Annotated in this window: 19 protein-coding genes and 1 tRNA gene; 19 read left to right on the top strand and 1 reads right to left on the bottom strand. The window is 56.5% G+C overall.

Annotation, left to right across the window (positions count from 1 at the left end; genetic code table 11):
* Positions 1-129: 129 nt before the first annotated feature.
* From ACGHUK_RS10060 to ACGHUK_RS10005, 12 genes are all read left to right on the top strand, one after another.
* Positions 130-3,822 carry a phosphoribosylformylglycinamidine synthase gene (locus ACGHUK_RS10060; RefSeq protein WP_390574258.1) on the top strand — a complete coding sequence of 1,231 codons (3,693 nt, stop codon included), beginning with the start codon at positions 130-132 and terminating at the stop codon, positions 3,820-3,822.
* Positions 3,823-3,989: 167 nt separating this feature from the next.
* Entirely contained in the window at positions 3,990-5,435 is a 1,446-nt protein-coding gene (gene purB, locus ACGHUK_RS10055; RefSeq protein WP_044954035.1) for an adenylosuccinate lyase, read from the top strand.
* A gap of 290 nt (positions 5,436-5,725) precedes the next feature.
* Positions 5,726-6,427, top strand: a complete 702-nt coding sequence (locus ACGHUK_RS10050; RefSeq protein WP_390574257.1) for a pseudouridine synthase — start codon at positions 5,726-5,728, stop codon at positions 6,425-6,427.
* A gap of 264 nt (positions 6,428-6,691) precedes the next feature.
* On the top strand, positions 6,692-7,777 hold the full coding sequence (locus ACGHUK_RS10045; RefSeq protein ID WP_005944450.1) for a CdaR family transcriptional regulator: 1,086 nt from the start codon (positions 6,692-6,694) through the stop codon (positions 7,775-7,777).
* 108 nt (positions 7,778-7,885) lie between these two features.
* Positions 7,886-8,653 carry a cell division ATP-binding protein FtsE gene (gene ftsE, locus ACGHUK_RS10040; protein WP_120081169.1) on the top strand — a complete coding sequence of 256 codons (768 nt, stop codon included), beginning with the start codon at positions 7,886-7,888 and terminating at the stop codon, positions 8,651-8,653.
* Complete coding sequence (locus tag ACGHUK_RS10035) at positions 8,650-9,558, top strand: ABC transporter permease (RefSeq protein WP_120020906.1); 909 nt, start codon at positions 8,650-8,652, stop codon at positions 9,556-9,558. The genes ftsE and ACGHUK_RS10035 overlap by 4 nt, the downstream gene beginning before the upstream one ends.
* Before the next feature lie 16 nt (positions 9,559-9,574).
* Entirely contained in the window at positions 9,575-10,891 is a 1,317-nt protein-coding gene (locus tag ACGHUK_RS10030; protein ID WP_390574255.1) for a murein hydrolase activator EnvC family protein, read from the top strand.
* 150 nt (positions 10,892-11,041) lie between these two features.
* Positions 11,042-12,403: a S41 family peptidase gene (locus ACGHUK_RS10025; RefSeq protein ID WP_291017226.1), complete on the top strand. Its 1,362-nt coding sequence runs from the start codon at positions 11,042-11,044 to the stop codon at positions 12,401-12,403.
* A gap of 219 nt (positions 12,404-12,622) precedes the next feature.
* Entirely contained in the window at positions 12,623-13,477 is an 855-nt protein-coding gene (gene rsmA / locus ACGHUK_RS10020; protein ID WP_044954033.1) for a 16S rRNA (adenine(1518)-N(6)/adenine(1519)-N(6))-dimethyltransferase RsmA, read from the top strand.
* Positions 13,478-13,801: 324 nt separating this feature from the next.
* A tRNA-Thr gene (locus ACGHUK_RS10015) sits at positions 13,802-13,876 on the top strand.
* A gap of 182 nt (positions 13,877-14,058) precedes the next feature.
* The gene (locus tag ACGHUK_RS10010) at positions 14,059-14,307 is read left to right on the top strand and encodes a helix-turn-helix domain-containing protein (protein ID WP_390574253.1); all 249 of its coding nucleotides are present in this window, start codon (positions 14,059-14,061) and stop codon (positions 14,305-14,307) included.
* A 3-nt stretch (positions 14,308-14,310) separates the two neighbouring features.
* Positions 14,311-15,036, top strand: coding sequence for a DNA methyltransferase (locus ACGHUK_RS10005; protein WP_390574252.1), 726 nt, complete (start codon positions 14,311-14,313; stop codon positions 15,034-15,036).
* Between the two features lie 110 nt (positions 15,037-15,146).
* On the opposite strand, the gene ACGHUK_RS10000 is transcribed toward ACGHUK_RS10005, so the two are convergent.
* Entirely contained in the window at positions 15,147-15,371 is a 225-nt protein-coding gene (locus tag ACGHUK_RS10000; protein ID WP_390574250.1) for a hypothetical protein, read from the bottom strand.
* Between the two features lie 64 nt (positions 15,372-15,435).
* Here ACGHUK_RS10000 and ACGHUK_RS09995 point away from each other — a divergent pair, with 64 nt between their 5' ends.
* The 7 genes from ACGHUK_RS09995 (at position 15,436) to ACGHUK_RS09965 (ending at position 20,154) form a co-directional block, all read left to right on the top strand.
* A complete protein-coding gene (locus ACGHUK_RS09995) occupies positions 15,436-15,711 on the top strand; it encodes a hypothetical protein (protein ID WP_390574247.1) in 276 nt (91 codons plus the stop codon).
* Between the two features lie 16 nt (positions 15,712-15,727).
* On the top strand, positions 15,728-16,282 hold the full coding sequence (locus ACGHUK_RS09990; protein ID WP_390574245.1) for an HD domain-containing protein: 555 nt from the start codon (positions 15,728-15,730) through the stop codon (positions 16,280-16,282).
* A complete protein-coding gene (locus tag ACGHUK_RS09985; protein ID WP_390574244.1) occupies positions 16,279-16,788 on the top strand; it encodes a hypothetical protein in 510 nt (169 codons plus the stop codon). Before ACGHUK_RS09990 ends, ACGHUK_RS09985 begins: the two co-directional genes overlap by 4 nt.
* A 738-nt stretch (positions 16,789-17,526) precedes the next feature.
* Positions 17,527-18,711: a DNA cytosine methyltransferase gene (locus ACGHUK_RS09980; RefSeq protein ID WP_390574242.1), complete on the top strand. Its 1,185-nt coding sequence runs from the start codon at positions 17,527-17,529 to the stop codon at positions 18,709-18,711.
* Positions 18,704-19,489: a hypothetical protein gene (locus ACGHUK_RS09975; protein ID WP_390574240.1), complete on the top strand. Its 786-nt coding sequence runs from the start codon at positions 18,704-18,706 to the stop codon at positions 19,487-19,489. Before ACGHUK_RS09980 ends, ACGHUK_RS09975 begins: the two co-directional genes overlap by 8 nt.
* Positions 19,476-19,844, top strand: a complete 369-nt coding sequence (locus ACGHUK_RS09970) for a hypothetical protein (RefSeq protein WP_390574239.1) — start codon at positions 19,476-19,478, stop codon at positions 19,842-19,844. The genes ACGHUK_RS09975 and ACGHUK_RS09970 overlap by 14 nt, the downstream gene beginning before the upstream one ends.
* Positions 19,837-20,154: a hypothetical protein gene (locus ACGHUK_RS09965; protein ID WP_015564800.1), complete on the top strand. Its 318-nt coding sequence runs from the start codon at positions 19,837-19,839 to the stop codon at positions 20,152-20,154. The genes ACGHUK_RS09970 and ACGHUK_RS09965 overlap by 8 nt, the downstream gene beginning before the upstream one ends.
* Positions 20,155-20,162: the final 8 nt, after the last annotated feature.

The raw sequence follows: 20,162 nt of genomic DNA, 5'->3' as shown, positions 1-20,162 counted from the left end.
AGCCTAGGTTTGCCATCGAACGCGGTACTTTCCGCCAGCAGAAAAAGCTCCCCCTTTCGGGGGAGCTGGCACGGCGTAAGCCGTGACTGAGAGGGTCGGTTCAAAGAATACAAAGGGGGAACCTACCCAATGGTCTATCGTATTTATGTGGAAAAAAAGCCCGGCTTCGATGTGGAAGCCACGGGCCTGAAAAATGAGCTCACCAGCCTGCTGGGCATCCAGTCGCTTACCGGTCTGCGTCTGCTGAACCGCTACGATGTGGAAGGCATCGACGAAGAACTGTTCAACCAGTGTGCAAACACCGTGTTCAGTGAGCCGCCGGTGGATAACACCTATGCCGAGCTGCCCGCCAGCGACGGCGTGTCCTTTGCAGTGGAGTATCTGCCCGGCCAGTTCGACCAGCGCGCCGACTCCGCTGCTGAGTGCATCCAGCTCATCAGTCAGGGCGAGCGCCCGCTGGTGCGCTCTGCCCGCGTCTATCTGCTGGAAGGCACCCTGACCGACGAGCAGGTGGCCGAGATCAAGAAATACGTCATCAACCCGGTGGAGGCCCGCGAGGCTTCGCTGGACACCAAGCAGACCCTGAAAATGGAGTACCCCGTGCCCGCCCCGGTCAAGGTGCTGGAGGGCTTCAACCAGCTGGACGAAGAGCAGCTGAAAAAGTTCATTGCGGACAACGGCCTTGCCATGGATCTTGGCGATATCGAGTTCTGCCAGAAGTATTTCCGCTCGGAGCACCGCGACCCCACCATCACCGAGATCAAGATGATCGACACCTACTGGTCCGATCACTGCCGCCACACCACCTTCGGCACCATTCTGGACGATGTGCAGATCGATGATGCCGTGGTGCAGAAGGCCTTTGACCGCTACATGGCCATGCGCGCCGATCTGGGCCGCGAGAACAAGCCCCGCTGCATGATGGACCTTGCCACCATCGGTGCCAAGGAGCTGAAGAAGCAGGGCATCCTGAAAAATCTGGACGAGTCCGACGAGATCAACGCCTGCACCGTCAAGATCAAGTGCGATGTGAACGGCAAGGACGAGGACTGGCTGTTCCTGTTCAAGAACGAGACCCACAACCACCCCACCGAGATCGAGCCCTTCGGCGGTGCAGCTACCTGCATCGGCGGTGCTATCCGTGACCCGCTGTCCGGCCGCAGCTACGTCTATCAGGCCATGCGCGTTACCGGCGCAGGCAATCCGCTCAAGCCGGTCAGTGAGACGTTGCCCGGCAAGCTGCCCCAGCGCAAGCTGGTGACCACTGCTGCCGCAGGCTATTCCTCCTACGGCAACCAGATCGGTCTTGCTACCGGTCAGGTGGACGAGATCTACCACCCCGGCTATGTGGCAAAGCGCATGGAGATCGGCGCCGTTGTAGGCGCTACTCCCGCTTCCCACGTCCGCCGCGAGTGCCCCGCCCCCGGCGATGTCATCGTGCTGCTGGGCGGCCGCACCGGCCGTGATGGTGTGGGCGGTGCTACCGGTTCTTCCAAGGCCCACAAGCTGGACAGCCTTGAGCACTGCGGTGCCGAGGTGCAGAAGGGCAACGCTCCCATCGAGCGCAAGCTGCAGCGCCTGTTCCGCCGCGAGGATGCCTGCAGGATGATCAAGCGCTGCAACGACTTTGGTGCAGGCGGTGTGTCCGTTGCCATCGGTGAGCTGGCCGACGGCCTGTACATCGACCTGAACAAGGTCACCAAGAAGTACGAGGGTCTGGACGGCACCGAGCTGGCCATCAGCGAGAGCCAGGAGCGCATGGCTGTGGCGCTGGCCCCCGAGGACGTGGACAAGTTCATTGCTCTCGCCAACGAAGAGAACCTTGAGGCCACTCCGGTGGCAAAGGTGACGGCTGAGCCCCGCCTGAACATGGTGTGGAACGGCATGTCCATCGTGAACATCAGCCGCGAGTTCCTGAACTCCAACGGTGCCGAGAAGCACCAGAAGGTCCATGTGGAAAAGGCCACGGTCTGGCAGCCCCAGTGGGAAGGCCTGACCTTCAGCCAGAAGATGAAGAACATGGTGGGCGATCTGAACATCTGCAGCAAGAAGGGCCTGTCTGAGCGGTTCGACTCCACCATTGGTGCCGCCACCGTGCTCATGCCCTTTGGCGGTGCTTATCAGCTGACCCCGCAGAACGCCATGGTGGCAAAGCTGCCGGTGGACGGCGAGACCAGCACCTGCTCCGGCATGGCATGGGGCTTCAACCCCTTCCTGATGAGCGCAGACCAGTACAAGGGCGCTCAGATGGCTGTCATCGAGAGCGTTACCAAGCTGGTGGCCTCCGGCTTCCGCTATGAGGATGCTTACCTCACCTTCCAGGAATATTTCGAGCGTCTGGGCACCGCCCCGGAGCGCTGGGGCAAGCCGCTGGCCGCTCTGCTGGGTGCATTGGATGCTCAGATGGGTCTGGGCATTGCATCCATCGGCGGCAAGGACAGTATGTCCGGCTCCTTTGAAAAGCTGGATGTGCCTCCCACGCTGGTCTCCTTTGCCACTGCCATCGGCAAGGCAAACAAGGTGGTGTCCACCGAATTCAAGAAGCCGGAGAGCACGGTGGTGCTCATCCGGCCCATCATCGACCCCGAGACCGGCTGCCCCAACTTCTTCTCCCTGAAGGCCAACTACAAGATCGTGGAGGACATGGTCGAAGAGGGCATGGTGGCATCCGCCTGCTCTGTGGGCTACGGCGGCATTGCCGAGGCTCTGTTCAAGATGGGCCTTGGCAACCACATTGGCTTCAAGATGCGTGCGGATAAGACCACCCATGAGATGTTCCAGCCCATGTACGGCTCCATCGTTCTGGAAATGGTGTCGGATTCTCCCGCCGGTGAGATCCTGGGCGAGACCACCAAGGAATACGTCTTTGAAGCCTGCGGCGAAAAGCTGGATATGGCCCAGCTGCAGGAGATCTGGGAAGGCAAGCTGGAGCCGGTGTACCCCTACCGCAAGGCAGGCCCCACCGTGGAAAAGATCAACGGCAAGCTGACTGCACCCGCCGCACCCAAGATCGGTGTGGCAAAGCCCAAGGTCATCATTCCGGTGTTCCCAGGCACCAACTGCGAGTACGACACCGCCAAGGCCTTTGCCCGCGCCGGTGCCGACCCGGAGATCCTGGTCATCCGCAACCTGACCCCCGCCGACGTGGCCGAGAGCTGCAAGGCACTGGTCAAGGCCATCGATAACAGCCAGATCGTCATGCTGCCCGGCGGCTTCTCCGGCGGCGACGAGCCGGACGGCAGTGCAAAGTTCATTGCATCCTTCTTCCGCAACCCGGAAGTCACCGAGGCGGTGCGCCGTCTGCTGCAGCAGCGCGATGGCCTGATGCTGGGCATCTGCAACGGCTTCCAGGCCCTCATCAAGCTGGGTCTGGTCCCCTACGGCGATATCCGCCCCATCACTCCCTATGACCCCACCCTGACCTTCAACACCATTGGCCGCCACCAGAGCATGCTGGTGCGCACCCGCATTGCATCCACCGGCAGCCCGTGGCTCTCCAAGTGCGAGGTGGGCGAACAGTTCACCGTTGCCATCAGCCATGGCGAGGGCCGTTTCGTGGCTCCGCAGGAGGTGCTGGACACCCTCATGAAGAATGGTCAGATCGCCACCCAGTATGTGGACATCGAGGGCAACCCCACCATGGATCAGAGCTATAACCCCAACGGCTCTGTGCTGGCGATCGAAGGCATCACCAGCCCGGATGGTCGTGTGTTCGGCAAGATGGGCCACTCGGAGCGCAGCGGCGAGTACCTGTACAAGAACGTTACCGGTGACAAATATCAGCCGATCTTTGAGGGCGGCGTGGACTATTTCAAGATTTGATGGTAGAATAGAGAAAAACCCTCTCCGTCACGCCTGCGGCGTGCCACCTCCCCCGAAAAAGGGGGAGGCTTTCTGGTGCTGACCGGCAGAGCGCAAAAAGCTCCCCCCTCGGGGGAGCTGGCGAGCAAAGCGAGACTGAGAGGGTTATTTTCAGGAGGAAACAATCAATGTCTCAGCATGATCGTTATATCAGCCCCTTTTCCACCCGCTATTCCTCGGACGAGATGCAGTATATCTTCTCGGACGATAACAAGTTCCGCACATGGCGCCGCCTGTGGGTGGCGCTGGCCCGGGCCGAAATGGAGCAGGGCCTGACCAACATCACCCCCGATATGGTGGCTGAGCTGGAAGCCCATGTGGACGATATCAACTATGAAGTGGCCATCGAGCGCGAAAAGCTGGTGCGCCACGACGTGATGAGCCATGTGTACGCCTACGGCCAGCAGTGCCCCAAGGCTGCCGGCATCATCCATCTGGGTGCCACCAGCTGCTATGTGGGCGACAACACCGACATCATCGTGATGCGTCAGGGTCTGGAACTGGTGCGCAAAAAGCTGATTGGTGTGTTGGCAAAGCTGGGCCGCTTCGCCGAGGAATACAAGGACATGCCCTGCATGGCCTACACTCACTGCCAGCCCGCTCAGCCCACCACCGTGGGCAAGCGCGCCACCCTGTGGGCCAACGAGCTGGTGATGGACCTGCAGGAGATCGACCACCGTCTTGCTGTTCTGCAGCTGCGCGGTGTCAAGGGTACCACCGGCACGCAGGCTTCCTTTATGGAGCTGTTCAAGGGCGATGCCGATAAGATCCGCGCCGTGGATGCTTCCATCGCCAAGGAGATGGGCTTTGACCCCAAGGCCGTCATTCCGGTGTCCGGCCAGACCTACAGCCGCAAGGTGGATGCCTTCATCCTGAACGCCCTTGCCGGCATTGGCCAGAGCTGCATGAAGTTTGCCACCGACCTGCGTCTGCTGGCTAACTTCAAGGAGATGGAAGAGCCGTTTGAAAAGAACCAGATCGGTTCCTCCGCCATGCCTTACAAGCGCAACCCCATGCGCTGCGAGCGTATCTGCGCGCTGAGCCGCTACCTGATGGTAGATGTGCTGAACCCCAGCTTCACCACCGGCACCCAGTGGTTTGAGCGCACGCTGGACGACAGCGCCAACAAGCGTGTCGCCATGGCTGAGGGCTTCCTTGCCACCGACGCTATCCTGAACATCATGCTCAACGTCACCGACGGCATCGTGGTGTATCCCAAGGTGGTGCGCAGCCGTCTGATGGCAGAGCTGCCCTTCATGGCCAGCGAGAACATCATGATGCAGGCTGTGGAAAAGGGCGGCAACCGTCAGGAGCTGCACGAGCGTCTGCGCCAGCACGCCATCGCCGCCGGCAAGCAGGTCAAGGAAGAGGGCCTGCCCAACGATATGGTGGACCGTATTGCTGCCGACCCTGCCTTTGGCCTGACCCGCGAGGAGATCGTGGCGGGCCTTGTGCCGGAGAACTTTGTGGGCCGTGCACCGCAGCAGGTGGAGGAGTTCATCGCCAATGTGCTCAAGCCCATCTTCGATGCTAACCCCGATGCCGTGGAGCAGCACGCATCTTTGAGTGTTTGATTTTAAATGCTCTCCGCTTACGCTCTGAGCATAAACAGCGGAAGTTACAGTTTGTTTTGCAAGAAGGAGAAGCCTGTGGGCTTCTCCTTCTTGCTTTTTCACGAAAAGGGCCGGAAAGAAAAACTCCTTCAGCTGAACTTCGTGCGTCAGCCGTTCCCCTTTTTGTCACCTTTCGGTGACAAAAAGGGGAACAGTGGCATTGCGCAGCGATGACGGAAGGAGTTCTCTTGCGCAAATCATTTTATCATGTTACACTAAAACTCCAAACCTATGTAAAAGGAGAACCGCGTATGCGATTGGATAAATACTTAGCCGAGACGGCCCAGTGCACCCGCAGCGAAGCTAAGGCGATGCTTTCAAAGGGCCGCGTGCAGGTGAACGGTGCTGTCTGCAAAAAAGGGGACACCCAGCTCAAAGAAAGTGACACTGTGGCTGTGGATGGCAGGGCGCTCAGCTATCAGCAGTTCGTGTACATCATGCTCAACAAGCCCGAGGGCGTGGTGAGCGCTTCCACGGACAAGCGTGACACCACCGTGGTCGATCTGGTGGGGGATGCCTACCCGCGGCGGCAGCTGTTCCCGGCGGGAAGGCTGGACAAGACCAGCACCGGCTTTGTGCTGCTGACCGATGACGGCACCTTTGCCCACGACATCCTTGCTCCAAAGCGCCACGTCTCCAAGACCTACACCGTGGTGCTGGACACGCCGCTGACCGAGCAGATGCGCACCGGCTTTGCGGCGGGCGTGACCCTTGCCGACGGCACAGCACTTTCGCCTGCGGAGGTCACAGCCCTTTCGGCCGATGGCTGCACTGTGCGGGTGGTGCTCAAGCAGGGCGTATACCACCAGATCAAGCGGATGTTCGGCGTGTACGGCGCAGGTGTGAACGGCCTGCACCGGGATGCCATCGGCGGCCTTGCACTCGACCCGGCCCTTGCACCGGGCCAGTGGCGGGAGCTTTCTGCCGAAGAAGTGTCAAAAATTTCCAGCTGACAGGGTCGGCTTTTCACCCGAATTTCAAAAAAGCAACACATTTTTCCGGTAGAATAGGGGGCAGAACCACGCAAAAAGGCACTTTTTTGGTTCAGAATGGCCCCTAAAGATAATATTCACAAGAAAAAACTATCTTTTTTGTTGAAATATGTTGCAAAAGTAAATTCTTTTGTGTAAAATATAAAATGTAATGCAGCTAAATTGTTAAAAATCACGACCGGCTGCCGCTGCGGTTTGCACAAACGAGGAAAAGGGGTATCCATTATGGCCAATAGAGTATTTCAAAGCGTGATCTACCAGATGAAAGACGCGATCAACCGGGTGGTCGGCGTGGTGGATGAGACCGGCGCTGTTATTTCCTGCTCGGAACTGAACCTGATCGGCGAGGTGCGCGAGGGTTTCATGGCGGAGCGTCTGACCGCAGGCGACCGCTTTGTGCGCGATGGCTACACCTATCAGCAGTTCTCCAGCGCCAAGCATAATGATTATGCAGTATTCGTGGAAGGCGTGGACGAGACGGCTGGTCAGTTTGCCGCCATGCTGTCCATCAGCCTGCAGAGCATCAAGCAGTACCACGACGAAAAGTTTGATAAGTCCAACTTTATCAAGAATGTGGTGCTGGATAACATCCTGCCCGGCGATATCTATGCCAAGGCCCGTGAGCTGCACTTTGCCACCGATGTTTCCCGCGTGGTGTTCATCGTGCGTGTTACCAGCGGCGGCGATATCTCCGCCTACGATGTGGTCAGCAGCCTGTTCCCCGACAAGCAGAAGGACTTTGTGTTCAATATCAGCGAGACGGATACCGTACTGGTCAAGGAGATCCGCAAGGGCATCGACCGCACCGATATGGAAAAGCTGGCTGCCAGCATCGTGGATACCCTGTCCGGCGAGCATTACATCAAGGCTGTGGTGGGCATCGGCACCCCCATCTCCAACGTGAAGGATCTGGCTACCTCCTTTAAGGAAGCACAGATCGCCATGGAAGTGAGCAAGGTGTTCGACACCGAAAAGCAGATCATCCGCTACGATAATCTGGGCATTGCACGCCTGATCTATCAGCTGCCCACCACCGTGTGCGAGATGTTCCTGCGCGAGGTGTTCAAGCAGGGCAGCATCGAAAGCTTGGATCAGGAGACCCTGTTCACCATCCAGCGCTTCTTCGAGAATAACCTGAATGTGTCTGAAACCAGCCGCGGCCTGTTTGTGCACCGCAACACGCTGGTGTATCGTCTGGAAAAGATCAAAAAGCTGACTGGCCTGGATTTGCGTGAGTTCGACGATGCTATCGTCTTTAAGGTAGCACTGATGGTCAAGAAGTACCTGTCCAACAATCCGGCCAAATACTAATAAGCTGCAGGCTCTGCCTGCAGTGCAGAACCGGCCGCTCGAAACCGATGCTGGCCGGTTCTTTTTGCTGTGAAAACAGATTTTAATGTCAGGAGCTAATATTACCCTATGATCGATTTAGAACACGTTTCCAAGGAATATAAACGGGGCGGACCGCTGGCACTGGACGATATCAATCTCCATGTGGACGACGGCGAGTTCGTGTTTTTGCTGGGCCATTCCGGCGCAGGCAAATCCACCCTGCTCAAGCTGCTGCTGCGCGAAGAGCTGCCCAGTGAGGGCAAGGTGACCGTGCTGGGCAAGGATGTTGCCAGCCTGCACCGCCATCAGGTGCCGTATCTGCGCCGTCAGATGGGCATTATCTTTCAGGATTTCCGGCTGATCCCCACCATGACTGTGTACGAGAACATCGCCTTTGCCATGCATGTGACCAACGTCAAGAGCCGGGAGATCAGCGACCGTGTGGAGTACATGCTGGAGCTGGTGCATCTGGAGGATAAGGCCAAGGCCTATCCGGACACCCTTTCCGGCGGTGAACAGCAGCGCGTGGCTGTGGCCCGCGCCCTTGCCCACGGCCCCAAGCTGGTCATTGCGGACGAGCCCACCGGCAACATCGACCCGGAATTGAGCCTGGAAATGATGGAGCTGCTGGAGCGGGTGAGCGAAACGGGCATCACCGTGGTGGTCGTTACCCATGAGCACGAGCTGGTGCGCCAGTTCCACCAGCGCGTCGTCACCCTGAAAAAGGGCCGCATCATTTCGGATGTGCCTGCCGACAAGGAAGCCATCCGCGCACGCGCAGAGCGCAAAGAACGCCTGTTCGAGACCGAGCTGGAACCCGCTGACACCGCAGAAAAGGAGGCGGCCACCGTATGATGAGACCTTCTACCTTCTTTTTTCTGATCCGGCGCGGCATCCGCAATCTGGGCAAGCACTGGGCCATGACCTTTGTGTGCATCCTGTCCCTCAGTGTCTGTATGACCCTGAACACCTTTGCAAGCCTTGCCGAGGTGAACGTGGACAGCATGGTGAACTATCTGGGCAGCCAGAACGAGACCGTGGTCTATCTGGACCCGGAGTGTGATGATGCCACTGCGCAGGCCGTGGGCGAAAAGCTGGCGGCAATGCCCGGCGTGACCAATGTGCAGTTCGTCTCCAAGCAGGATGTGCTGAACACCTACCGCAATTACATGGAAGATTACTCCTCCCTGTGGGATGAGTTTGAAAATGACAACCCCTTCAAGGCCAACTACCGCGTTTCCATCGCGGATCTGAGCCAGATGGAGAGCATGAGCAAGCAGATGCAGGCCATTCAGGGCGTGTACAGCGTTACCGCCCCGGTGGAAATGACCAACGTCTTTGTGCAGGTGCAGCGCTCTGTTACCAAAGTGGGCCGCGGTATCGTGCTGGTGCTGATGGTCGTCAGCATCATCACGGTGGGCAGCACCATCCGCCTGAGCGTGTTTGCGCGCCGCCGCGAAATTGAGATCATGAAGTACGTGGGCGCCACCAACGGTCTGGTCACTCTGCCCTTCGTTGTGGAAGGTCTGGCCATGGGCCTGATCTCCGGCGTGCTCACTGCAGCGATCAGTCTGGGCGGCTACTCCTACATGGTGCAGGCCTCCGACGGTCTGGGCGGCGTGTGGGAAATGATCATGGGTCAGGCACTGGTGCCGGTGAGCGCCGTCTGGTCCACTATCATCCCGTACAGCCTCATCGGCGGTGCCGTTGTGGGTGGTCTGGGCAGTATGTTCTCCATCCGCAAGCACCTGAACGTGTGATCGAAAGGAGCTGCACATGAAAAAAGCACTTCATGCAAAGCCCTTCCGGCTGCAGATGCCCGGCCATACGCCGCGCCATGCACGGCCGGAGCCTGCCCGCAGCAAGCTGCTGCGCGGCGTGAGTCTGTGCCTGGCGGCGGTATGCCTTGCGGCAAGCGTCAGCTTCCAGCCGGCCACGGCAGCCACCAGCATGGCCAGCCTGCAGAACAAGCTGAACAGCCTTTCCAAATCCATCGACCAGCACAAGAAGGAGCTTTCGGACGCAAAGAAAAAGGAAGCTGCTGCAAAAGCGCTGGAAAGTGAGCTGAAGGAGCGCGTGGGCGTCATTCAGTCTCAGATCAGTGTGCTGAGCACCCAGATCGCTGCTGTGCAGAATAACATTGGCCAGACCGAGCAGAAGATCACCGCTAAGGAAGGCGAGATCACCCAGAAGCAGGCCGAGATCGACAGCCAGTGGGGCGATTTTAAAAAGCACATGGCTGCCATGCAGGAGCTGCGCGACGGCGGCAGCGTGGCCATGCTGAGCGCAGTGAACGACCTGTATGAGCTGCTCACCTTCAACGAGGTCATGCAGGATATCTCCATCAAAGATACCGAGATCATGGACAACATGAAGGCGGCCAAGTCCGAACTGGAAGCGGACAAGGTGGAGCTGGAGGCCCAGCGCAAGGAACTGCAGAGCCAGAAGGCGGAGCTGGATACCCAGAACTACCAGATGAAGGCAAAGCAGAGCGAGCTGAACAGCAGCATTTCTGCGGCGCAGCTTTCTGCACAGGATGCCCAGAAGGCCCAGCAGACGGCACAGGCCGCTATTGAATCGGACGAGCTGAACTATGAGGCCGTCAAGAAAGAGATCCAGAAGCTGATCGCGGCCGCTGCATCCAGCAAGCCGCAGCTGAGCTTTACCGGCTTTGCCTGCCCGCTGAAGAGCTATACCCGCGTTTCCAGCGAGTACGGCTGGCGTAAGAATCCGGTGTCCGGCGTCAACAGGCTGCATGCCGGCATCGATCTGGCTGCGCCGGGCGGTACCCCCATCTACGCAGCCGCCAGTGGCTATGTGCAGGTGGCAGGCTGGTCCAGCGGCGGCTATGGCAACTACGTCATCATCTATCACGGCAGCATGTCGGACGGCAATGCCTACAGCACCCTGTACGGCCACATGAGGTCGGTCGCCACCAGCGCAGGCAAGTATGTCAAGCAGGGCGAGTTGATCGGCTACGTTGGCTCTACCGGCAACTCTACCGGCAACCACCTGCATCTGGAGGTCTGGAAGGGCGGCAAAAAGGCCAATGCGGTCAATCCGCGCGGTTATATCCCGTTCCCGCACAACTGAGTGTGTTTATAAGGAGTCTGGTATTCTATGAACGAACAAAAACACAAGCGCTGGCTGCGTATCGGCTGCCTTGTTCTGGCAGGCGTGTTTGCACTCTCGCTGCTGAGCAGTGTGATCATGATGCTGCTGTATTAACAGGGAGGGGCAAGCATGAACCGTAAAATCTCTGTGGGCATGGCTGTCACCATTGTGATCCTTGCCATGACCGTGACCTTTTCCATTACCATGCTCATTGCCATGCGTCTGTTTGACAGCACGGTGAGCAGCGTGAAGGAAAAGGAAAGCATGTACAACAAAGTGGCCGAGGTGGACCGCTATGTGCGCAGCAACGACTACTACACCATTGATGAAACGATGCTGTACGACCGCCTGACCGCAGGCTATCTGCTGGGTACCGGCGACAAGTACGCCCGTTACTACACCGCCAACGCCTACACCGAGCTGATGAACCAGCAGAGCGGCAAGGTGATGGGCATTGGCGTGGAACTTGGCATGGACCAGACCGGCTATGCCAGAGTGACCAGGGTATATGAGGACTCGCCTGCGCAGGAAGCCGGTATCGTGGTGGGCGATTACATCACTGCTATTGACGGCACCGATGTGAAGAGCCTTTCCGGGGTGGATGCCGTGCAGTCCCGCCTGCAGGGCGAAGCCGGTACCATCGTCAATGTTACATGGCTCGACAGCAAGGCTGCTTCCCGGACGACGGATCTGACCCACTCCGGCTACACCAGCACCACCGTGGACTACCAGATGCTGGACAGCGTGGGTTACATCAAGATCCGCCAGTTCGACGGCAGCACGCCCAGCGAGCTGGACTATGCCATCCGGTCTCTCACTACCAGCGGTGCCCAGAGCCTTGTGTTCGACCTGCGCGATAACGGCGGCGGCGTGTTGGATGATGCCATCAGCTGCATCGACCTGATCGCCCCGGAAGGCACTGTGGCCTATGCCGAGGATAAGAACGGAAACCGCACCATCATTGGCAGCAGCGACGATGAGAGCAAGGTGGAGCTGCCCATCGTCTGTCTGGTCAACGGCAACACTGCCAGCGCAGCAGAGCTGTTTGCTGCCAGCCTGCGCACCATGAACGGCGCACGTCTGGTGGGCACCACCACCATGGGCAAGGGAACCATCCAGAGCAGCCCGCAGCGCCTTTCGGATGGCAGCGCCGTGAGCATCACGGTGGCAAAGCTCATCTGCGGCGACGGCTCCTGCTTTGATGGCACCGGACTGAGCGTGGATGTGGAGCGTGCCCTCAGTGCCGAAGAGACCACGAATTTCTACGATTATACCCCCGAGGATGACCCGCAGATCCAGCGTGCGGTCAGCGCAGCACAGCAGCTGAGCGGTACCACGACTCTGGGCGGTGTCAACGAAGCAGCTTCTTCGGCTGCTGCTTCCGAAGAAGCCGACAGCGCTGCCACTGAGCCGGAGAACGCTTCCTCTGAGGAAACGGCTTCCTCCACCGAAGCAGAAGCCGGCGGTGAAGCAGCATCCAGCGCAGAATAAAGGGTAAAACCGGTAGAAATGCTGCATGGGCTTCTTCTTGTAAAAAGGAACCCGGTTTATTGCGGTGCTGTTTACCGTACCGACCCCTTCTCGTGAAAATGCAACCCAGCCAGACCCGCAGGTCTGGCTGGGTTGCCATATTATAATAATATTTCCGTTGAATATGCCCAAAGCGACGCGGAGGGCATTCAAATCGTACTATGAAAAAGGATGGAATCTATGCCCGAACTGACCGACCTCTCGGTGATCCGCGCCCTGTGTGAAAAATACGATTTTGCACTCTCCAAGGGTTTTGGACAGAACTTTATCATCAACCCGGGTCTGCCGCCCAAGATCGTGGATGCCAGCGGCGTGGATAAGCGCTATGGTGTCATTGAGATCGGCCCCGGCATCGGTGTGCTGACCCGGGAACTGGCAAAGCGCGCCGCCAAGGTGGTGTCCATTGAAGTGGACGAACGCCTGCCGCCGCTGCTGGCCGAAACGATGGCCGGAGTGGACAATTTTAAACTGGTATTACAGGATGTACTGAAAGTTGACCTGAAGGCTCTTATTGCGGAAGAGTTCCCCGGTATGCCGGTGGCTGTGTGCGCCAACCTGCCCTACTACATCACCAGTCCCATCGTCATGAAGCTGCTGGGCGACCGCCTGCCCATTGAAAGCCTGACCGTCATGGTACAGAAGGAAGCTGCCGACCGTCTGGCTGCTGCGCCCGGCACCCGTGCATCCAGCGCCATCAGCTGCGCGGTGAGCTACTATGCCACCTCCAAAATGATGTTCACCGCTGCGCCCGGCAGTTTTTACCCGGCCCCCAAGGTGACCAGCGCCGTGGTGCGCATGGAGATCCGTCCGCAGCCCGCTGTGCAGGTGGAGGACGAAGAAGGCTATTTTGCGCTGGTGCGTGCCGCCTTTGGACAGCGCCGCAAAACGGCTGCAAACGCCATTGCCAGCGGTCTGGGGATGCCCAAGGACGCGGTGACAGCCGCCATTGAAGCCGCCGGTTTTGATGCCCGCATCCGCCCGGAAGCCCTCACACTGGAGGATTTTGCAAAGATCCAGCAGGCCCTTGCCCGCTGAAGCAGCCCGCTGCTCAAAAAAGAATACAACAGACTTTGAACCCCACAGGAGCCGTCCGCGCTTCCTGTGGGGTTTTTATGATAATAGAATCGAATGGTTCGATTTTATTATCGATATATTGCGTTGAAAATTACGGGTATCAAAACGTGATGCAACAGAAAAGAATGCTAAAAGCAGACGAAAGCATGAACTGATGGCAATGACACCTCATTTGTTAAACGGTATAGTATACTGCTTGGGGAATGGGTTGTTTTTTTGCGCGCCAAGAAGATATTGACAAGCCGCGCGTTTTTTGGTATTCTATCAAAAGACCGCTTGGTCCATGCTGGTGTGGCGCAATGGCAGCGCAACTGATTTGTAATCAGTGGGTTGCAGGTTCAACTCCTGTCACCAGCTCCAAAAAGCCGCTCAGGAACGTTGATTTCTGGGCGGCTTTTGCTTTTGTGTTTTTGCTTTCGGCACAAAAATCCAAAAATTCGCTGAATTTGTAAAATAAACGCAAGAGAAAACGCAAGAGAAATCTTAGCGGATTCTCTTGCGTTATTTTTTTGCGCATTTTTCAGGAAAGCGAGGGAACAGGAATGGCAAAACACATGACGCAGGATGACCGCAAGGTGCTGGAAGCCCGGTACAATGCCGGACAGAGTGTTGCCGGAATCGCCAGAGCGATGAGCTTCAACTATTCCACCATCTACAAGGAACTGAAGCGCGGCGACACTGGAAAGATGGATACCAATGGTCGCGCAGGATATAGTGCAGAGCTTGGGCAGCAACGCTTATACAACGCAAAGCAGCGGTTCAGGTATCGGGCGGATTGCCCGGCGGAGTAAGACATGGGAGAAGTGTTTAAGCTGAACCATTGCTACAATGTGGACTGCCTGCCAGCGATGGAACTGTTCCCGGATAATTATTTTGATCTGGCGGTTGTGGATCCGCCGTATTTCTCTGGCCCGGAACGCAGAGGCTTTTACGGATCCAAAGTCAGCAAAATAGGCGTACACCGTGACTACCCCGTCTCTCCTGCTTGGAGTAAACCAGAGCCGGAGTATTTCAGGGAGCTGTTTCGAGTGTGCCGCCACTATATTGTATGGGGCTGCAACTATTTTGACTACCAGTTTGCTACCGGACGGATCGTGTGGGACAAGTGCAATGGAAACTCTAGCTTTTCAGATTGCGAGATTGCGGCGACAGATTTATTTTCTTCAGTGAGAATGTTCCGGTATATGTGGTCCGGCATGATGCAGGGCAAGAGCATTGCAGAGGGCGGCACCATGCAGGGAAACAAATCCTTGAACGAGAAGCGCATTCACCCAACGCAGAAACCAGTTGTCCTGTATGACTGGATCTTCAAGAACTATGCAGAGCCGGGGCAGAAGATCCTTGACACCCACCTCGGAAGCGGAAGCAGCCGCATAGCAGCATATGAGGCCGGGCTTGATTTTATAGGCTTTGAAATTGACCCGTTCTATTTCCAGCTGGAAGAAGAACGGTTTGCAGAGTACACAAGTCAAACTAGCCTGTTTCACATGGAGAGAGGCAGAACGCAAAATGAAAATTGAAATTACCGGGGAGGCAAAAGAAATTGCGGTCCTTGCACTGGAACTGCAAAGACCGCAACCATTCAACGTCCCCAATAAGGAAGCGTTGTCAGAAGAGCAGATGCGAGAATTTACTCGCTATCTGGAGAACTGTCATCCTCAAAACGCAGAACCCCACTTTGTTTGAGGATATCGGAAACCATGTGAGCAACGGTGTCGGGAATCGAAGTTGAGAGATAGGCAAGGGCGGAATTTTGACCGCCGGATTGGTATGCTTCCTTTACACCTTTGTTCAATTCGGATTCTGTCTTTTCGACAATAGCAAGGACAATCTGGTTATATTCAGAACGCTTCAAAGAAATCACCTCCTTTCCGTGCTCATTGTACTACAGGAAAGGCTAAATGCAAAGAGAGGACAAAATGGTGCTTGAAAAACTTCACAGAGCAATTAACAACTTCAACAAGGCGTTCAACTGGCGGCGCTTCCGCCGCGATGCGTTGCACCTGGGGGAGAGCCTGCTTGTGTTCGGTGTGCTGTATGGCATTTTTTCAACCCTGATTTGGGGCGTATGCTGGCTGTTCAAAATCAATTACGACCCAGATCTCATTGCCGTTGCATGGGCAGTGCCGGTGCTGCTGGACACATTGGTCAACAAGGCTTACGACTGGAACAACGAAGTCCGGGATTGGGATTGAAAGGCAGGAACAACCTATGGATGAAGCAACAAGAATCTCGCTGAAAGATCAGTTCAACAGCCTTTTAGTTCATGCTATCGAGGGCAGGCGCGGTGGTATGGCGCTGATGCGGGTGCTGGAAGAACTGGACTTTTACAATTCTCCGGCCAGCGCGAAGCACCACCTGAATGTCCCCGGCGGTCTGGTGCTGCATTCGCTCAATGTCGCAAGAACCGCCTTGGAATTATGCGACAAGATGCCGCAGTTTGCAAAATGCAATAGGGGCGCAGTCTTGACCGCCGCGTTACTCCATGACGTTTGCAAGGCTGGACAGTACATCAAAAGGCCGGATGGCAGTTACCGTTATGAAGATAGTCACTTGATGGGACACGGTGAAGCATCTGTCAGCATTATCAAAGACTGGATTTTCTTGACCGACACGGAAGCCCTGGCAATCAGGTGGCACATGGGAGCATATAGCGGAGAGCAGGACTGGGGAACGCTCAGCAAAGTATACGACCGCTGCCCGGAAGCCATGTGCCTGCACATGGCTGACATGATCGCAACGCACATCATGGAGGTAGAAGAGTGAGCAGAGGCATCGCCTACTATGATCTTCCGAATGGTGAGCGAATAGAACTGCCGACAACCATGCCGGATGTTGAGGAAGTGCCGGGACCCCTATGTGATGGAAAATTTGAATTGCCAGAAGCCGTAAAAGAAATGTTCAAGTGGATGGATGAAACATTCGGAACATGGGAAAGCGACTTCAGCAGTTTCAAAATCTGGATGAAATTGCGGAAAAACTTCAATCCACCGGAGCGCCGGGAAGCGGTGCAGGACAAGCGTCGCAACCCAATGCCTTTGGGCCGAAACACCTATTTATATAAAGCAAGGAAGATCAAGAGCTTGGCAAGAAGTACACATACCAGAGTATCCCTGCACAAGGGAAAACAAAAGGGTACTGAAGAACAGTGCAAGCACACATTCAAGATAACCGCTGCCCGGTGCGCGCCTTGCAGTGGTTACAACGTGGAGTGCGAGCACTACGAGAAAAACAATGCTGCTGATACAAAGCATGGTTCTTCTCAAACGTGAAATAAGCAGCCCTGCACCGCAGAAGCGGGGCTGCTTTTATATGGCGCATGGCGCTTTTTCTAGGCATTGAGCGCTGCAAGCAGGGCCGGACCTTGTATGCGCCGAGTTGAGTTTTCCATGGAAGCCGGTACGGTCAGGAAATCAGCCGACCGGCATAGCGGAATGGTGCTGTACAGCAGCGTCCTCCTTTCCGTTAAAGCCCGGTGCAAAACCGGGCTGCCATTTCCGCAAAAGCCGCACCCGCATGGAATCGACGGGAACGGGTGCGCCGCAGCATGAGCGTAGAAATGCCCTGTTCAATAGCAGTAGGCCATTGCCGTGGCCGCCCCGTCCGGCGCTCTCTTGCCGGGCGGGTCTGATATGCGGACGCATAGAGGATGATCCTGCTTCTGACTATCCCCCATGAGCAGGTGAGCCAGTTCGATGCTGGCCGTCCGTACAAGAAAGAAATGAGGAAAAATGAATGGAACTGGAATGCTTAACGCCGGAGTTTCCGCAAGGAGCGAGAATTTACAGCGTGGACGGGGTGGCACCGTCGCTGCTCAATAGCGCTTCGGCCATGAGATCGCAAGGCTTTTTGGTCTGCGGGGGGGCAGCATGAAAATATGCGAAAGTAAGCCGGTGATTTGCAGAGCGTCAGGGCAGGCATCGGCTGATACGCTGGATAACACCTGCCCTTGTCTGACGTGTGACCATGAAGCACCTATTGTTGCCGGATCATACTGCTTGGCGGGGAATATGATAGACCGCAACACCGGGATGAACGGCACGGGAGTAGACGAGAATGTGACATTCACGCTGAACACCGTTGACCGTCACGCGGTAGCCTATGACGCAAGGCACCATTGCCTGAACGGCAATGTGAGCGGGACATTGCAGGCTAAAGGGGAAGGCGGATGGAGCCTAAACTACATAAATCCGGTAATTCAACCGTTGCCGGAAGCAACCGGAGCGGATACCTATAATGGAACTGTTACCGGAGAGGTGGCGGCAACGCTTACAAAAGTGAATGGCGTAGCAACGAGTGGGCCAAAAGTGATTCAAGCCGGCGAAAAGGGTTCACCGGACTGGATTGTCCGCCGTCTTATCCCATTGGAATGCGGCCGATTGCAGGGCTTCCCTGATGGGTGGGCAGAAATCGCACCGCTGACCTCTCCACAAGAGTTTCCATTCTGGCGTGAAGTATATGCCAGGGATTGCGAAATCAAAAGGAAAAGACCGAGCAGAAAAATTATGCAGGGCGGCAGCACTGAAAGCGACAAGGCATTGATGCGCTGGCATGACGGCCTGCATAGCATGGCAGCAGAGTATGCCATGTGGGGCAATGGTATGGCGTTGCCGAACGCACTGTTCTTTGTCAAAAATGCTTTCCGGGAACTGGGCAAACCAGCCGAGGACGTGAAGTTGGGAAGCCTGTTTGACGGCAGCGGAACGATGCCGCTGTGCGCGGTAATGTGCGGTGGACGGGCAGTATGGGCAAGTGAGGTGGAGCCGTACCCTATTGCCGTCACGAGAACGCACCTGCCGCATATGAAGCACCTAGGAAGCGTGAAGGATGTCCGGGGAGACAAAATCGAGCCAGTAGATATTATTACGTTCGGATCTCCTTGCCAGGACTTGAGCATTGCTGGAAAACGCGCCGGCCTGGGTGGCGGAAGATCTGGGCTATTCTGGGAAGCAATCAGAATCATCATAGAAATGCTGGTTGCAACAAATGGCAAATATCCGCGCTTTGTGATCTGGGAAAATGTGCCCGGTGCACTTTCGTCAAATGGAGGGAAGGACTTTGAAACGGTCATCAATGAACTACTTCGTATCAGAGGATTTGCCGGAGGTAGAGCAGATAAGCCTATTCTCCAACATGGCAAGTGGGGGGGCTTCGCAAACTACGGAGCTGTTGCCTATCGAATCGTCAATGTCTAAGCAGATTTCTACCAAGACCACCATCCGCAACCTGACCGCTGAAATCAAGAAGACCTTCGTTAAGAAGGACGCCTTTACCCCTGTGCAGACCGCAGCCAACGCTGCTATCAAGTCTCTTGGCGTTGACGGCAATACCGTGAACTTCTACACCTCTACCGACAAGAGCGGCACTGCTGCTTTCTCCGTTGACTTCCCCTCTGAGCTGTTCCTCGACCAGACCAAGACCACCTTCGTGGCCAAGTTCAAGTTCGATGCTGCGACCTACCCCGGCGCTACCGACCCCAAGCTGGACGGCAAGCCCGTCATGGTGCTGGCCGTCAAGGGTGAGAATCCTGACTCCTGCACCTACTCTTTCCTGAGCATGGCTGCGCTGGTGGATACCTACAAGGCTAAGGCCGTCGGCAAGGATGCTTCCACCACCGTTACCATCGCTGGCTATGAGGTGGATGTCAAGGTCAATGTTTCCGCTGCTGCGGGCAACGCTCTGACCCTGAAGGACGACGGTCTGTATGTCCCCACCCCGGAGGAAGTGGACATTTCCGGCAAGGCCGATAAGGTCACTGGCGCTACCACCGGCAACCTCGCTGCGCTGGACGGCGAGGGCAATCTGACCGACAGCGGCAAGAAGCCTGCCGACTTCGTAGCCGCCGAGGCTGGCAAGCGTCTGATGACCGATACCGAGGGCGAAAAGCTGAAGGGCATCTCCGAGGGCGCAACCAAGACCGCCGCCAGCTCCACCAACGGCAATTCTGAAAGTTTTTCTGATGGCATTCCCTGAATGGCTGGCCTGTATCTTCATGGTGGTCGGCCTTGTGGTCACGGCGCTAGCGGCGGTACGTCTGGGCTACGGCCTTGTGGTCGCAAAGACTGTGTACAAGTGGATCGTCAACGCAGAGGAAAAGTTCGGCAGTGGCGCGGGTGCAGAAAAGAAAGCCCATGTCATTGCCGTACTGCGTGGGTACACCCCGGACTGGCTGGACTGGGCAATCAATGAGCGGACGCTGGATTGGATCGTGCAGCTTGTGTTCGACTTTACCAAGAAGAAGCTCGAAGATTACATGGCAAAGAAATCCGCAGAAACCACTACTGTGGCCCATTTCGGTAACGTGGGGGAGAACAAGCGTAATGACTGACGAGGAACTGGAACATCGCCTGACAGCGGTCGAAAACCGTGCACAGAGCAACACCCACCGGCTGGACGAGCTGGGGAAGCTGACCGATGCAGTAAACGGCATGAACACCAATATCAAGTTGACCATCCAGCAACTCGAAACCACAAACCGGAGCCTTGAAGTTGTGACGGCACAGAACAAGAAGCAGGACGACCGCTTGACCGCGCTGGAAAAAGCCCCCGGAGTATTTGGAAACAAACTCTGGTGGGCAGTCATTGCGGCAGTGATCGCAGGCTTTGTTGCATCTGAATTGGCAAGGTATCTCCACTAAGTAAAGCA

The sequence above is a fragment of the Faecalibacterium sp. i25-0019-C1 genome, assembly GCF_042854225.1.
Classification (GTDB): Bacteria; Bacillota; Clostridia; order Oscillospirales; family Ruminococcaceae; genus Faecalibacterium; species Faecalibacterium taiwanense.
This window is presented reverse-complemented; position numbering and strand designations above follow the sequence as displayed.

Bases quoted from the DNA above. Each gene is read 5' to 3' on its own strand.
- ACGHUK_RS10060 (WP_390574258.1), top strand. From the start codon at position 130: ATGGTCTATCGTATTTATGTGGAAAAAAAGCCCGGCTTCGATGTGGAA.
- purB (WP_044954035.1), top strand. From the start codon at position 3,990: ATGTCTCAGCATGATCGTTATATCAGCCCCTTTTCCACCCGCTATTCC.
- ACGHUK_RS10050 (WP_390574257.1), top strand. From the start codon at position 5,726: ATGCGATTGGATAAATACTTAGCCGAGACGGCCCAGTGCACCCGCAGC.
- ACGHUK_RS10045 (WP_005944450.1), top strand. From the start codon at position 6,692: ATGGCCAATAGAGTATTTCAAAGCGTGATCTACCAGATGAAAGACGCG.
- ftsE (WP_120081169.1), top strand. From the start codon at position 7,886: ATGATCGATTTAGAACACGTTTCCAAGGAATATAAACGGGGCGGACCG.
- ACGHUK_RS10035 (WP_120020906.1), top strand. From the start codon at position 8,650: ATGATGAGACCTTCTACCTTCTTTTTTCTGATCCGGCGCGGCATCCGC.
- ACGHUK_RS10030 (WP_390574255.1), top strand. From the start codon at position 9,575: ATGAAAAAAGCACTTCATGCAAAGCCCTTCCGGCTGCAGATGCCCGGC.
- ACGHUK_RS10025 (WP_291017226.1), top strand. From the start codon at position 11,042: ATGAACCGTAAAATCTCTGTGGGCATGGCTGTCACCATTGTGATCCTT.
- rsmA (WP_044954033.1), top strand. From the start codon at position 12,623: ATGCCCGAACTGACCGACCTCTCGGTGATCCGCGCCCTGTGTGAAAAA.
- ACGHUK_RS10010 (WP_390574253.1), top strand. From the start codon at position 14,059: ATGGCAAAACACATGACGCAGGATGACCGCAAGGTGCTGGAAGCCCGG.
- ACGHUK_RS10005 (WP_390574252.1), top strand. From the start codon at position 14,311: ATGGGAGAAGTGTTTAAGCTGAACCATTGCTACAATGTGGACTGCCTG.
- ACGHUK_RS09995 (WP_390574247.1), top strand. From the start codon at position 15,436: ATGGTGCTTGAAAAACTTCACAGAGCAATTAACAACTTCAACAAGGCG.
- ACGHUK_RS09990 (WP_390574245.1), top strand. From the start codon at position 15,728: ATGGATGAAGCAACAAGAATCTCGCTGAAAGATCAGTTCAACAGCCTT.
- ACGHUK_RS09980 (WP_390574242.1), top strand. From the start codon at position 17,527: ATGATAGACCGCAACACCGGGATGAACGGCACGGGAGTAGACGAGAAT.
- ACGHUK_RS09975 (WP_390574240.1), top strand. From the start codon at position 18,704: ATGTCTAAGCAGATTTCTACCAAGACCACCATCCGCAACCTGACCGCT.
- ACGHUK_RS09970 (WP_390574239.1), top strand. From the start codon at position 19,476: ATGGCATTCCCTGAATGGCTGGCCTGTATCTTCATGGTGGTCGGCCTT.
- ACGHUK_RS09965 (WP_015564800.1), top strand. From the start codon at position 19,837: ATGACTGACGAGGAACTGGAACATCGCCTGACAGCGGTCGAAAACCGT.